At 42.6% G+C, this 13,910-nt stretch carries 12 protein-coding genes; 2 read left to right on the top strand and 10 right to left on the bottom strand.

Annotated elements, in window-relative coordinates:
• Positions 1-32: 32 nt before the first annotated feature.
• The 8 genes from smc to DEO27_RS04025 form a co-directional block, all read right to left on the bottom strand.
• A complete protein-coding gene (gene smc, locus DEO27_RS04060; protein ID WP_112569991.1) occupies positions 33-3,575 on the bottom strand; it encodes a chromosome segregation protein SMC in 3,543 nt (1,180 codons plus the stop codon).
• A 231-nt stretch (positions 3,576-3,806) separates the two neighbouring features.
• Positions 3,807-4,592: a PhzF family phenazine biosynthesis protein gene (locus DEO27_RS04055; protein WP_112569990.1), complete on the bottom strand. Its 786-nt coding sequence runs from the start codon at positions 4,590-4,592 to the stop codon at positions 3,807-3,809.
• A gap of 146 nt (positions 4,593-4,738) precedes the next feature.
• Positions 4,739-6,166, bottom strand: coding sequence for a glycogen-binding domain-containing protein (locus tag DEO27_RS04050; RefSeq protein WP_112569988.1), 1,428 nt, complete (start codon positions 6,164-6,166; stop codon positions 4,739-4,741).
• A gap of 1 nt (position 6,167) precedes the next feature.
• Positions 6,168-7,142: a pepsin/retropepsin-like aspartic protease family protein gene (locus DEO27_RS04045; RefSeq protein ID WP_112569986.1), complete on the bottom strand. Its 975-nt coding sequence runs from the start codon at positions 7,140-7,142 to the stop codon at positions 6,168-6,170.
• A 61-nt stretch (positions 7,143-7,203) separates the two neighbouring features.
• Positions 7,204-7,869: an ATP-binding cassette domain-containing protein gene (locus DEO27_RS04040; RefSeq protein ID WP_190295315.1), complete on the bottom strand. Its 666-nt coding sequence runs from the start codon at positions 7,867-7,869 to the stop codon at positions 7,204-7,206.
• Positions 7,851-8,174, bottom strand: a complete 324-nt coding sequence (locus DEO27_RS04035; protein ID WP_146750018.1) for a hypothetical protein — start codon at positions 8,172-8,174, stop codon at positions 7,851-7,853. Before DEO27_RS04035 ends, DEO27_RS04040 begins: the two co-directional genes overlap by 19 nt.
• Positions 8,175-8,195: 21 nt before the next feature.
• Complete coding sequence (gene nfi, locus DEO27_RS04030) at positions 8,196-8,897, bottom strand: deoxyribonuclease V (RefSeq protein ID WP_112570068.1); 702 nt, start codon at positions 8,895-8,897, stop codon at positions 8,196-8,198.
• A gap of 229 nt (positions 8,898-9,126) precedes the next feature.
• A complete protein-coding gene (locus tag DEO27_RS04025) occupies positions 9,127-10,761 on the bottom strand; it encodes an FMN-binding glutamate synthase family protein (RefSeq protein ID WP_112569980.1) in 1,635 nt (544 codons plus the stop codon).
• A 184-nt stretch (positions 10,762-10,945) separates the two neighbouring features.
• On the opposite strand from DEO27_RS04025, the gene DEO27_RS04020 reads away from it, so the two are divergent.
• On the top strand, positions 10,946-11,488 hold the full coding sequence (locus DEO27_RS04020; protein WP_112569978.1) for a YceI family protein: 543 nt from the start codon (positions 10,946-10,948) through the stop codon (positions 11,486-11,488).
• 435 nt (positions 11,489-11,923) lie between these two features.
• On the top strand, positions 11,924-12,544 hold the full coding sequence (locus DEO27_RS04015) for an L-threonylcarbamoyladenylate synthase (RefSeq protein ID WP_112569976.1): 621 nt from the start codon (positions 11,924-11,926) through the stop codon (positions 12,542-12,544).
• Positions 12,545-12,664: 120 nt separating this feature from the next.
• Here DEO27_RS04015 and trpA read toward each other — a convergent pair whose 3' ends face one another.
• Both trpA and DEO27_RS04005 read right to left on the bottom strand, forming a co-directional pair.
• Positions 12,665-13,435, bottom strand: a complete 771-nt coding sequence (gene trpA, locus DEO27_RS04010; protein ID WP_112569974.1) for a tryptophan synthase subunit alpha — start codon at positions 13,433-13,435, stop codon at positions 12,665-12,667.
• 30 nt (positions 13,436-13,465) lie between these two features.
• Entirely contained in the window at positions 13,466-13,909 is a 444-nt protein-coding gene (locus tag DEO27_RS04005; RefSeq protein ID WP_112569972.1) for a hypothetical protein, read from the bottom strand.
• Position 13,910: the final 1 nt, after the last annotated feature.

Below are 13,910 nucleotides of genomic sequence, written 5' to 3'. Positions count from 1 at the left end.
TGAAGTTTTTATTTATGTCTAATGTTTTATCCCTAATCGGCCAGTTCCCTTAAATCTACAGGAACCACACGTGAGATTCCCTGCTCAACCATGGTTACGCCGTAAATAACATCGGTACTGGCAATAGTACGTTTGTTGTGTGATACGATGATGAACTGCGACTCTTTAGAGAAGGTACGGATGATGTTATTGAACTTATCAATATTGGTATCATCAAGCGGGGCGTCAACCTCATCAAAAATACAGAATGGGGCCGGTTTAAGCAGATACAACGAAAACAGGATAGCCGTAGCCGTAAGCGTCTTCTCCCCTCCCGACAGCTGATTGATAGATAACGGACGTTTACCCTTTGGCTTCGCTATAATATCAATATCTGACTCGAGCGGGTGGTCCGGATCAGTCAGGATCAGATCACATGAATCTTCCTCATTAAATAATGAGCGGAATACCTTGATAAAGTTTTCGCGCACCATCATAAAGGCAGTCATAAACTTATCTTTGGCGGTATCATCAATCTCCTGGATAGTAGCCAGCAATGAGGCTTTAGCTTCGCTCAGATCTTTCTTTTGGGCCTGGATAAAGGTATAACGTTCGTTCATTTCGTTATAAGCCTCTACCGCCATCGGGTTGATGGCGCCAAAATCATCCAGTTGCTTTTTCAGCTTTTCAGCCTTATCGCGCAAGTCTTGCTCGTTTTCGCCTTCGGGTACTTCGCTTTCGGGCAGGTCTTCAATATCTATATTAAACTCCACCGAAAGGCGTTCTTTTAGCGCGTTCAGGTCTATCTTTAAATTGTTACGTTCGTCGCGTAATTCATTCTCAATAACTTCGCTATTCTCTTTTTTACGCCTTAACGAGCTTACCTGGTTCTCATTTTCAGTTATGAGGCCACGCCATTGATAGTACTCTTGCTCGGCTTGTTGAGTGGCCTTTTCCAGGTTTTCCTTCTGCTCGTACATCTCCAACAGGTTATCGTCGGAGTTATCGGCCATTTTCAGGTTTTCCTGAATAGCAACCTTTACCTTTTCGAGCTCAATGGTATTCTGGCGGATCCGTGTATCCAGATTTTCCTGCTGACTATCGCGATAGTCAAGGTCTTTCATTAAACCCGACACCTTGTTTTGCTGCTGATGGAAACGGATATTTTCCTGATTATAGGCATTCGACTGTACCGATACATATTCGTTAAGCTCATTAAAAGCCATCTGCTTATCGGCCAATAAGTCGCTTTGGATCTGGCGCTGAGTTTTCAGCTCGGCCAGTTGCGGCTGCAGGGCAGCCATTTCGTCTTTTATACCGGCAATTTTGCGGGCTATATCTTCCTTACGGTTAAGACTATTTTCAATAAACGTTTGATATTGTTCCTGACGGGTTTTTACGGTGATCAGCTCCGTATTTAACCGGTTAATGATCATTTGCTGCTCATTGATCTCTGCCGCCTTGGTTGAACCACGTAAAGCGCCGAGCTTATTTTGCAGCTCTTCGGATTTTGTTCTGAAAGCACCTACCTGGTTCTCTATCCCACGGATCTCCTTGGCTAAGTTCTCCAGGTTTTTGGCGCGACCGATCCTCTTACCCTCAAACAAACCAACCGATCCACCGGCCATGGTATGCTTTGATTTATTGAATTTACCGCTTTTGCCAATCAGCGTTACGCCCTGGGGCAAAGCTTCGCTGTTGATCTGGCCTTCTTTATCATCATCAACCAGGTAAACCCCTTTTAGCAGGTAGTTACAAAGCGGCAGATAACGTTTTTCAACCTCGATAACTCCAAGGGCTGGTATGGCATCTATCCTTTCGAAATTTACTTGCGCGGCAGCTTCATCGGCATAATTGTTCAGTACAAAGAAATTTGCACGCCCTTTAGCCGAATTACTGAGCAGGTTGATAGCCTTCACCGCGTCATCATAGCTTTCAACCACGTAGTAGTTCATGAGCGGCTCCAGATAATTCTCAATGGCCACTCGAAACTCCTCTTTACAAAAAAGCACGTCGCTGAACAGCGGGGCATTTTTAGCCCAATCGGTATTCTTTTTCAGAAACCTGATAGATTCCGGGAAGCCCTCCAAACTATCAACCATACTTTTGGTAAGGTTATACTCGTTTTGCTTGGCATCCAGCCTGCGGCTTTCCTTTATAATCGTATCCTTAACCGAGTTTAGTTCAACATCGGTTTCGGCAATTTGCTCTTTTAATTTATTTTCAAACTCAACAGCCTGTTGAAACTCATCGTCAAGCGTTTCCTTGCGGTATTGCAGCTCAGCAACTACCTGGTTAAAGTGCGAAAGTTCCACCTCTTTATTGGTGGTATCTTCCATGTTGCGCTGGCTCTCCTGCTCCAAAGCCTGCTGCTGGATCTGCAATATATCCAGGTCTTTTTCGGCTTTGTAAGCCTGATTTTGCAGGCGCGTATTGATATTATTAAGCTCGTTAAGTTCGTTGCGGGCCTCGCTCTGCTGCGCACGTAGTTCATCAACGGCTTCTTTTAAATCGGACAGCTTGCTTTGGATGGTTTGCAAGGCTTCATCCTCGGTGGCCTTTTCCTCGTTTAAGCGTTTAATATTATATAAAACGTGGTTCAGCTGGTTTTTATCGCGCTCCAACTCTTCTGTTAAACGTGATTCTTTATCCTGCTGAAACTTCAGCTGCTCGTTCTTGATCTTCTTTTCGCTTTCGTAAGCGCGGATCTTTGAAACAAACTCGTTGGTTGTTTTTTGCTGAACAGAAAGGTTCTTTTCTTTAGTGATACTATCCAGCTTCTGCTGCTGTAAGGTGGCTTCCAAAGTATCTATCTGGGCAATGATATCGCCTTTCTCTGCCTTGTGCTTTAGCTCCTGCTCTTCAATCTTTTTTAATGAATCGCTGAAAGCTACTATCCTGAACGAGGCCAGCATAATGCTCAGCGTTTTGTATTGCTCTTTTAAGCGATAGTATCGTTCGGTTTTTTTTGCCTGGTTTTCGAGCGTTTTGAGGTTCTTTTCAATCTCAAACAGCAGGTCATCCACACGGGCCAGATCGGCTTCGGTTTCCTTCAGTTTACTGAAAGTTTGCTTTTTGCGGAGCTTATATTTGGAGATACCTGAGGCTTCTTCGAACAGGTTACGGCGTGAGCCTTCCTTATTGGTGATGATCTCGTCGATCATCCTTAACTCGATGATAGAGTATGAATCGGAGCCGATACCTGTATCCAGGAAAAGGTCGGTAATATCCTTTAAACGACACTGCACATCGTTCAGGCGGTACTCGCTTTCGCCGGTACGGTAAAGTTTACGGGTAAGCGTTACCTGCGAATAATCGGTAGGCAGGATATTTTTTGTATTATCAAAAGTGAGGGAAACTTCGGCAAGGTTGGCCGATTTACGGCTCTTGGTACCGTTAAAAATAACGTTGTCCATCTTCTCCGAACGAAGCGCCCGGGTGCTTTGCTCACCCAAAACCCAACGGATACTGTCAACAACGTTCGACTTACCACAACCGTTAGGCCCCACAATAGCGGTAACACCCTCATTAAAATTGATGGTTATTTTATCGCCAAAACTCTTGAAGCCCTTGATTTCTAAACGGGTAAGCTGCATTTAATTTATTAAGTACCTTGCACAGTCCAAACCCCCAAAGTAATCATAAATAATTGAGTTTTGAAAGTATATTTTGAGGCGAAAGGGAAAAGGATAAAGGCAAAAGGAGACTTCTACTATCAATACGTCATTACGAGGAACGAAGCAATCCCCAAGGGACAGAGCAGCCATACAGATTCGCCCTGTAAAGTCGGGGATTGCTTCGTTCCTCGCAATGACGCTTTTTTATTTTCAAACCCTTATCTCCCCTTTTAAATAAGTAACTGCCTTACCACTCATCAGCACACGGTCGCCTTTAAGCTCGCACCAGAGTTCGCCCTGTCGGGCCGAAAGCTGGTAGGCATGAAGGGTATCCTTACCCAGGCGTTTTGCCCAGTATGGGATCAGGTTACAATGAGCCGATCCGGTAACAGGATCTTCGGGGATGCCCGCTCCGGGAGCAAAAAACCGGGAAACAAAATCAGAGTTATCGCCCGGAGCGGTGGCTATAATGCCTACGGTATCCATTTTTGACATGGCGAAGAAATCGGGTGTAAGTTCCCTGATATCCTGCTCCGTTTCATAAACAATGAAGTAATCGCGCGAGCGCAAAAACGCTACAGGCTGCTTTTCGCCAAGCGCTTCTGCCAGTCCATTTGGGGCCTCGATTGGTATCGGTGGCCTCGACGGAAAGTCCATGGTATACTTATCGCCATCACGCTTTACGGTAAGCGTTCCGGCTTTTACAGTTTCAAAATGAATGGTATCCCCCTCATAGCCCAGTTCCGAAAACAGGATATGTGCCGAAGCTAGCGTAGCATGTCCGCAAAGATCAATTTCATACTCCGGTGTAAACCAGCGCAACTTGTAACCTGCCCCCTCTTTTACAAAAAAAGCAGTTTCGGCAAGATTGTTTTCAATAGCTATCATTTGCATGGTAACATCGGGCAACCATTCATTAAGCGGACAAATTGCCGCCGGGTTGCCGCCAAAAAGCTTATCGGTAAACGCGTCGGCCTGGTATATGGGGATAGTCATATCAAATTGGTATTTAGCTAATATAGTAAGGAGAGAATCAAGATGCAAGACTATAAGAATCAAGATCTTTATTATTTAGCCTTTGTAATTGTGTTTTTCCAGCTTTTTATTCTTGCATCTTGATTCTTATAGTCTTGATTCTTTTCTCACTCGATCCATAAAACGGAATTACCCGAATTATATTGGTTGTTTTCATAAAGTTTATTTCCGGGATCAATCATCCATTTACCATCCACAATAAACTTATACAGCTGCTTACCCGGTTTAAGATTAACATTCACAGTCCACTCCTTGCCATCAAACGCAAGGGTATAACCAAATTCATCAAAGTTGTTAAAACTACCCGCCAGGTGAACGCTTTTGGCATTATTAAACCCGCTTAGTTTGAATGTATAATTAGGTTTTACCGATATATAAGAATTAACAACACCACCCTCCACCATATTACGCGGATTTTTAGGATCGGTCATCCAGTTATCATCAACAATAAATTTATAACCGTAATTACCCGGCGGGATAATCAGCGATACCGCCCAACCCGTTTTGGTTTTAACAAGCGGGATTTTACCATGTTCCCAATTATTAAAACTTCCGGCTACCTGTACTTTTTTAGCATCGGTATAACCATCAAGCTTAAACACAACCGTTTCGCCAAGGTTCAGTATCGAATTGGTCAAACCGTCTTCGCCCTGCATTTTATTTGGATTAGCAGGATCGGTGATCCATTTACCATCAACCAAAAAACGGTAAGCCTGCGTGCCATCATGCAGGTAAAGCTGTTTTTGCCACCCTCCGCCGTTTTTTTCCATAATGATGCTATTGGCATCCCAACTATTAAAGCTTCCGGCAAGTATTATTTTATGGGCATTTGCATAGCCATTTAGCCTAAATGTGTAGTTATACCTGAAGTAGATAGAGTTATTATCATGATCGGCCACGAGGTTGTTATAACGGTCGTTAATCCAATGGCCGTCAACAATAAACTTATACTCGTATTTACCGGGTTTGAGTTTTACATCAGCAATCCAGCCGCTATCGGTTTTAGCCATGATGCCTTTAAGCGTACTCCAGTTGTTAAAGTTACCGGACAACAGGGCCCTCCTGTTTTGTAAATAGCCGGGCAAAAAGAAACGGGTTAAGCCCGATGGCAACTCATGCACAGTTACTTTAGCAAAGTTATTAATGCCATAGGTAACGTCTGCCGGATATCCCGGCGACCCGTCATCATCCTTATCAATTTTAGTGGTTATCAGGTATGGTTGGGTTTGCGGGTTTTTGTTAAGGTTTTCAAGCGGTCTGTCAAACTCCACGATGTTTCCCCGCTTTGCGGCCATTGTCCAGCCATCTTTTTGCAGGGCGGTAAAATCGCCTTTCAAAATAGCGGCGGCATTTGCGCCCTTTAAACCGGCTTTTTTAAGCAGGCTATCTACTTCGGTTTTAGACGAGCGCATATCAATGCGCAAGGTCAGTTTATCGTTGCCCATAACCAGGTTACTGCGCTTTTGCGCGCTTGCAGACAAGGCCATGCAAACCATCGCAAAAAAAACAATAACTATATAGGCGCGCCTCTTCATATTACTGGTTATTGTAAATGTACATTTCAAATTCTTTTTTAACAAAGTTGATGGTGAATATACCCCTCACAAAGAAATCGTAACCTAAAACACCATCAATTTTGTAACCGTATGCATTTCCCATTTTTTCGAGATTGGTTATCAGGATCCGGTTTTTCATGTACTTGCGGTCGCCAACAACCAGGTTATCAAAACGGGTATAGATCACCTCGATAGATGTGCCACCAATACCCATAATTTTTGAACGACTGATAACCTCCATATCGGGGATCAGTTTTTTTGACCTGCGGTAATCAAGCAGGCTGGTTTCGGCGGCGCTGTCAAAAGCAAACCAAAGCGAATTGTCATTAACCGTACCCTTCATTAAAATAACATCATTAAGCATCTTGAAAGGGCTTACCATAAACCTGTCATGAAATACTTTCTCAGCTTCAGGGATATTGCCATTTTCGTCGAGCTTCTGGATATAAAGCGTATTGCGGAACAGATCGACAGTAACAGCAAAATCGGCAAACAACCGTGTGCCCAGCAAACCCAGGATCTTTATTCCGCGACCGTTTTCTATCGAGGAAAGATCGGTAACATCGGCCCTTAATTTTGAATAATGCAGATCAAGGATATTAAAATTACGCACATATGTTGTAAAGGAACTGCCGGCAGCCCCGTTAATTCCGGCAGATTCCTGCTCGGAGGCATGTGGCATATACCTGAAATAAGTTTCGTTTAAAACAAGGTAAGGCGCTCCGGTATCCAGCACAAAATTACCTTCAAGCGTATCAATCTGCGCTTCAATAACAATCAGGTTTCCCGCCCTTTTTATGGGGATAACCAGTGTCTTAAAATCGCCGGTGGGTGAAGGATCAGCTTCGGGTTTTACATTTTTAAAAGTGATGCCGTCAATAGTCACTTTCTCGTTTCCCGCTGCACCCAGGCAACAGAAAAATAAAAAAAGGACCAACAGACAAAACTTAGGCATTGCATTAAATACTATACCTAATAGACCCTCATTTTATACTTTAAGTTACACAAGCCGACAATTAAATCATGTGATTAATATAACCATACCTGATCAGGTCATCAGGGTTATTTATGGCTTTCGTACTGCCATCGGTGATCAGCACTATCCTATCGGCCACATCAAGAATATTATAATACTGATGATCAGTAACAATGATGCCTTTCAACTTCGCACACCGGCGGATTACCTCCTTAAACATTTCTGCCTGAACCGGCGAAACGTGGGTAAACGGTTCATCCAGCAAAATAAAATCTGCCCGGCTGTAAATACACATGAGTGTTTCCAGTTGCCTTAATTCCCCTCCAGACAGTTGGCTGGGCTTCTTTTGATAATGGTTTTGGTAGATTGGCAGTGCGGTAAATTCGTCAGCAAATTGAGGGTCAATAATAATTTCGGCCAGGCTTTCGATCTTTATATTCTGTGGCAGATAATTATGTTGTGGTAAATAGGTTACACGCCCTCCGTCATAGCCTTTGTAAACGTGCCTATCATCTATGCTTATATGCTTATATGATGGCTTTAGGGTGCCAAAAATGATTCGCAGCAGCGATGATTTACCGCAACCATTACGACCAAGCAAACCCACCACCTCGCCCTGGCGGCAATCGAGATAGATATCCTGCAATATCTTGCGCCCATCAAACTCCAGATGAACGCTGTCGGTTTTTAAAATATGCTGACCCAATATTTAACAAGCTTTAAGAGTGATAGCAATATACCGTAAGCCAGGGCATCGCAGGTAAGCGCGTATAAATACAACCTGTCAATATTATAACCCGCATTGCGAAAGTAGAAGAACGTTTTGTTGGCGTTGTAATTATAGTACTGAAAACCAATAATTAAACCGTAGCTCATTATTTTTAAAACGTATGATCCGACAACATTTACCTCTCCACGGAGCAAAAAGTAAATGCATACCATATTGATGGTCATACACCATAACAATATCGATCTATAAAAATACCAGGTAATTTTTATGGTGTTACGCATTCAGTTATCGTGACAGGTCAGCTAAAATAACGTAGGTTGCGAGTTAAAATTTTCCCCGTCGGCAATTCTTATTTTATTCACCAATAAATGTGCCTGCCGGGTTGGCTCGGGGATGCGATAGCCGCGGATGCAATTTTTAATAAGCTCAACACTTTGCTCCATACTGATGTGATGCCCCGGAGATATGTAAATAGGATTACATTTCTTTTTAGTGCGCAAAGCGATGCCAATTAGTTCGCCTTTATCATACATCGGGCTTTGATCAAACACTTCATTACCGGGTTCCTGGTACCTGCCGTAAAGCCTGCTTTTAGCGCTGCCTATAGACGGTACATTGGTGAGCAGACCAAAATGGGTTGCAATTCCGGTACGACGCTCGTGCGCTATCCCTTGGCCGTCCAACACCATAGCGTCGGGTTTAAAAGGCAGTTTTTCCCATGCTTCGAGCAAAGCAGGTACTTCCCTAAATGCCAGCAGACCGGAGATATAAGGAAACTTTGTTTTGCTGATAGCCGTTGCCTGGCCAATGATGGTTAACTCGGGATACCTGAGCAGGATGATGCCGGCATAAACTACTTCCGAATACTTATTGAATGAAATATCAGCACCACCTATAACTTTGACAGCATTATCTAAAGGACGAATATCAATTTGTCTGCGTAGCTCCTGTTGCCAGGCAATGGCCTGTTCGGGCGTAAGGTTTTCGTATAATGCTGGCTGCACCGTTGATTTTGGGTGATTACGTTGATTGCGCTGATGATTTATTTTGATAATGATTTTTAGGGGGATTTTGTTTTGAATGGCGTAGAGTTTACTCACCCCGACATCGCTGCGCTCGTCACCCCTCTCTACGCTACGCGTAAAGAGGGGATTGTAATTTATTTTTTCTTACCTGCATATTCAAAGTCTTAAAACCCAACCACTCACCAAATCACCCTAATCAACCACTCACTCAATACGAACTCACATTACTATAATCAATATTAGTTATCCCGCTGTAATCAGGAACAAAAGTTTCTTCCTTGCTGATAGCCATATCAAACTCGAACGAAGCAGGATATGGGGTATTGAGCAAACTGCCTTTAGGGATGTAGGGGAACAGTTCGCCATAAGTAAGGATCTGGCTGTGGTTAATGCGGCGATAAATGTACATGCGGTGCAGATCGCATGGTTTGGTCAAGCCGGCGGCACCTATCATTTGAATGGCGCTGCTTATGGTTAGTCTGTGAAAATTAGCTACACGGACTTTTTTATCATCAACTACCAGGCCTTTCATCAGGCTTTTATCCTGCGTAGCTACACCTGTGGGGCAGGTATTGCTGTTACATTCCAGTGCCTGGATACAGCCAAGAGCAAACATCATACCGCGGGCGCTGTTGCACATATCGGCACCAAGGGCAAAGTTTTTAACCAAGTCAAACCCGGTAGCCACTTTTCCGGATGCGATAAGCTTGATATTCTTTTTAAGATCAAAACCTATCAGCGCGTCATAAACAAAGGCCAGGGCTTCGCGCAGCGGCATCCCTACCGAATTACTGAATTCAAGCGGAGCCGCGCCGGTACCGCCTTCTCCCCCATCAACAGTAATAAAATCGGGTGTGATGCCGGTTTTAACCATCGCTTTGCAAATGGCTAAAAACTCACTTTTATGGCCTACGCATAATTTAAAGCCGACGGGTTTACCTCCCGAAAGATCACGGAGTTTCTGGATAAAAGTCATCAACTCCAAAGGATTAGTGAAAGCAGTATGATAAGGCGGCGAAATTACATCCTCTCCCATTTCTACCAGCCTGATCCGGGCAATTTCTGGCGTAACTTTGGCAGCAGGTAAAATACCACCGTGGCCGGGTTTTGCTCCCTGCGAAAGTTTGATCTCGATCATTTTTACCTGTGGCAGCACCGCACGCTCGGCAAAGGCATCGTAGTTAATGGTACCATCTTTATGACGGCAACTGAAATATCCTGTACCTATCTGCCAGATGATATCGCCGCCGGGCTGCAGGTGATAATCGCTCAGGCCACCCTCGCCGGTATTATGGGCAAAGTTATCCAGCTTTGCTCCCCCATTAAGGGCCAGGATGGCATTCATGCTCAGCGAGCCAAAACTCATAGCCGAAATATTGAATACACTGGCCATATAAGGTTGCTTGCAGGCAGGGCCGCCAACTTTTACACGCGGATCCATATTTAACTGATGATGATCGATAGCGGCAATGCTATGGTTAAGCCATTCGTAACCGTTATCATAAACATCAAGCTCGGTACCAAAGGGCCGGGTATCATCAACCTTTTTGGCCCGCTGATAAACCACGCTCCTGTTTTGACGGTTAAAGGGTGTGCCGTTGGTATCACTTTCAATAAAGTACTGGTAAATTTTAGGTCGTAGTTCTTCCATCAAATACCTCAGGTGACCAAATACCGGGTAATTGCGCACAATGCTGTGTTTAGGCTGCACCATATCATAAAAACCAATAAGATATATAGGCCCCATGATAAGAAACGACCATACGGCTGGCGGCCAGATGATGCACCAGGCACCAAGCATACTGAATATTATAAAGAAGGAAATAACGAAGAGCTTTCTCATGGTGGTTAATTTTATATAAAGCGGCTATTAAGTTTGATAAAAATAGAATTGTAATTTAAACAATGTGCCAAATTTGTGGTTAACAAACTTACTCAATGTCGTTTTAAAGTCAGAAAGTACAAATACATGTTTAAACATCTAATTTTGTACTTATCTTTGTATCAACAAAAAAAAATAAAAAATCATGGCAACAGAAACAGCAACAAAATGGGTTATCGACCCAATGCACTCAGAAGTACAATTTAAAGTTAAACACCTGGTTATTTCAACCGTAAGTGGTTTTTTCAAAAGCTTTAATGGTGAATTATTAACTGATAATGATGATTTTGAAAATGCTGAAATTGATTTCTCATTAGATATCAACAGCATTGACACCAACCAGACACAACGCGACGAGCACTTAAAATCAGCCGAGTTTTTTGACGCTGAAAAATATCCTCAAATCAATTTCAAATCAACTTCATTCACCAAAACCGATGATGAAGAATATGAATTGAAAGGTAACCTAACCATTAAAGATCAAACTAAACCGGTAACCCTTGACGTAGAATTTGGTGGCTCAGCTGCTGATTTTTATGGCAACACCAAAGCAGGTTTCGAGATCAGCGGTAAAATTAACCGTAAAGATTTCGGCTTAACCTGGGACGGCGTAACCGAAGCCGGTTCAATTGTAGTTGGTGAAGACATTAAATTGTTGATCAACATACAGTTCACTAAACAAGCTTAATTGTTTTAATACTGTTGCTGTGTTTTAACATTTAAAATGCCGCTGTTGTTAAAGGATCCAAACAACACGGCATTGTTGAAACCGCAAACAGGTTAAAAATTAAATAACAAAGCCATTCGTCAAAACGGGTGGCTTTGTTGTTTTTAAGGCTGTCATTACTTTAAGGTACTAAAAAATCTTCGCCAATACGCCATTGCGAGGCACGAAGCAATCCCCAATTAGTAGAGCGGCTATGCAAATCCCCTGTACAGTTCGGGATTGCTTCGTACCTCGCAATGACGTGATGGTGATGGGATTGCTTCATACTTTTACAGTAATGACGTATTTGTGAATTCATTTTGCTTTTGGAATTTTCAAATTGCCGCAAACCCATGATTTAAAGCGCGTTTTGCTGCCGTTATTAAACCAAGTAGCACTATATTTGTTCAAATACTTATGTTAATTAAAATATATCCCGAAAACCCTAATCCCAAAGCTATTGAGCAGGTGGTTGAGGTGTTAAAAAAAGGCGGCCTCATCATATATCCTACCGATACCATTTATGGTTTGGGATGCGATATTACTAATCACCGTGCTATTGAGGCTATTTGCAAGATCAGGAATATCAAACCCGAAAAAGCTAATTTCTCGTTCATTTGTTATGACCTTAGCCACATCTCTGATTATATCAAACCGATTGACAATACTACCTTCCGTGTACTGAAAAAAGCACTTCCGGGGCCATTCACGTTCATATTTAATGCCAGCCACATGGTGCCCAAAATGCTGAGCTCCAACAAAAAAACAGTTGGTATCAGGGTGCCCGATAATGATATAGCCCGTGAAATTGTACGTGTTTTAGGTAATCCGATCCTGTCAACATCAATAAGGGATGATGATGATATTATTGAATACTCAACAGATCCGGAACTGATCCATGAGAAATATGAAGATCTGGTTGATATTGTAATTGATGGTGGCTACGGCGACAATATCCCATCAACCATAGTTGATTGCACCACCGGCGACTTTGATATTATCCGTGAAGGTAAAGGCGATTTGGAGTTGTATTTATAAGAAGTACTATTACTCTTTTACCGTCATTGCGAGGTACGAAGCAATCCCCGATAAGCAAAGCCGCTTTGTATAGTTTGGGATTGCTTCGTACCTCGCAATGACGAAATGGAGAAGTTTGCCTTACGGTCTTATACCTTTTATAAACCCGTCTATTTTATCCATATACTCATCCTCGCCTAAAAGTTTTACAAACCTGCTGCCTATAATAGCACCGTTAGCGTAATTACATGCTTTAGCAAAGCTGCTGCTATCGGTAATACCAAAGCCAATAATAGTAGGATTTTTCAACTTCATTGCAACAATGCGTTTATAGTACTCTTCAACACTGTCGCTTAATTTAAGGTTATAGCCTGTTATGGTTGATGATGATAACAAGTAAATAAAACTGTTGCTTAAACCATCGATTTTACGGATCCGTTCTTCTGATGTTTGAGGCGTAACCAGGAATATATTGCTTAAGCCGTTATCAATAAAGTAAGACGAATACAATGTTTCGTATTCATAAATAGGCAAATCGGGTACAATAATACCATCAACCCCTACTTCGGCAGCTTTTTTGCAAAAACGTTCGATACCGTATTGAACAATTGGGTTCAGGTAGCCCATCAACAGGATAGGGATATTTACACGACTGCGCAATTCGGCCAGTTCTTCAAACAAAACTTTCAGGCTCATACCATTTTCAAGCGCAACTTCCGAGCTATGCTGAACAGTTGGGCCATCCGCAACAGGATCAGAGTATGGAAAACCTATCTCCAGAAAGTCAGCGCCTGATTTTTCAAGGGCTTCGGCAATATCAACCGTAGTATTTAGCGCGGGATAACCTGCTGTAAAATAAATGGATAACAGGTTGTTATTTTTTGATGCAAAAAGCTTGTTTAAACGGTTCATGATAGCCGGTTCTTTATTTTTTATAATGACTTATGACACTTTCGTCATAAATTTAATTTCTACTATTTCTTCTTCCTTTTCAAAAAAGGAAATCTGCGCTGCTTTTGAAAAACCGATCATAAAGATATCGTTCACTGGTAACAGTTCGAGGTGATACCCACCTGAAACTGTTGGAATCCAACAATCATCCCCCGCAATTAAATCGCCTTTAAAATGAAACACGCCATAAAAACATCGTTCATTCCCCTCTCCCTCCAAATCGAATACTTCGTAGTTTTTACTTATGTCTATGCCTAATTTCTCGAAAAGCTGTCTAACTTCGTCAGGATATACGTCATCAGTTATAGCTTCAAAATATTTGCAAGTATCGCAAACGCAACTTTGGGTTCCCCCCATCTCAACCTGTCGATACAGAGCTTCGGTTTGTTCCTTGTCGACCACTAAAATCCAATCCCTATACCCAACTATTTCCAAA

The sequence above is a fragment of the Mucilaginibacter rubeus genome (genome assembly GCF_003286415.2).
Lineage (GTDB): Bacteria > Bacteroidota > Bacteroidia > Sphingobacteriales > Sphingobacteriaceae > Mucilaginibacter > Mucilaginibacter rubeus_A.
The sequence above is the reverse complement of the archived record's forward strand: the minus strand, read 5'-3'. Positions and strand labels throughout refer to the sequence as shown.

What these genes read in the sequence shown, in the direction of transcription:
- smc (WP_112569991.1), bottom strand. Translation starts at nt 3,575, where the DNA reads ATGCAGCTTACCCGTTTAGAAATCAAGGGCTTCAAGAGTTTTGGCGAT.
- DEO27_RS04055 (WP_112569990.1), bottom strand. Translation starts at nt 4,592, where the DNA reads ATGACTATCCCCATATACCAGGCCGACGCGTTTACCGATAAGCTTTTT.
- DEO27_RS04050 (WP_112569988.1), bottom strand. Translation starts at nt 6,166, where the DNA reads ATGAAGAGGCGCGCCTATATAGTTATTGTTTTTTTTGCGATGGTTTGC.
- DEO27_RS04045 (WP_112569986.1), bottom strand. Translation starts at nt 7,142, where the DNA reads ATGCCTAAGTTTTGTCTGTTGGTCCTTTTTTTATTTTTCTGTTGCCTG.
- DEO27_RS04035 (WP_146750018.1), bottom strand. Translation starts at nt 8,174, where the DNA reads ATGCGTAACACCATAAAAATTACCTGGTATTTTTATAGATCGATATTG.
- DEO27_RS04025 (WP_112569980.1), bottom strand. Translation starts at nt 10,761, where the DNA reads ATGAGAAAGCTCTTCGTTATTTCCTTCTTTATAATATTCAGTATGCTT.
- DEO27_RS04020 (WP_112569978.1), top strand. Translation starts at nt 10,946, where the DNA reads ATGGCAACAGAAACAGCAACAAAATGGGTTATCGACCCAATGCACTCA.
- DEO27_RS04015 (WP_112569976.1), top strand. Translation starts at nt 11,924, where the DNA reads ATGTTAATTAAAATATATCCCGAAAACCCTAATCCCAAAGCTATTGAG.
- trpA (WP_112569974.1), bottom strand. Translation starts at nt 13,435, where the DNA reads ATGAACCGTTTAAACAAGCTTTTTGCATCAAAAAATAACAACCTGTTA.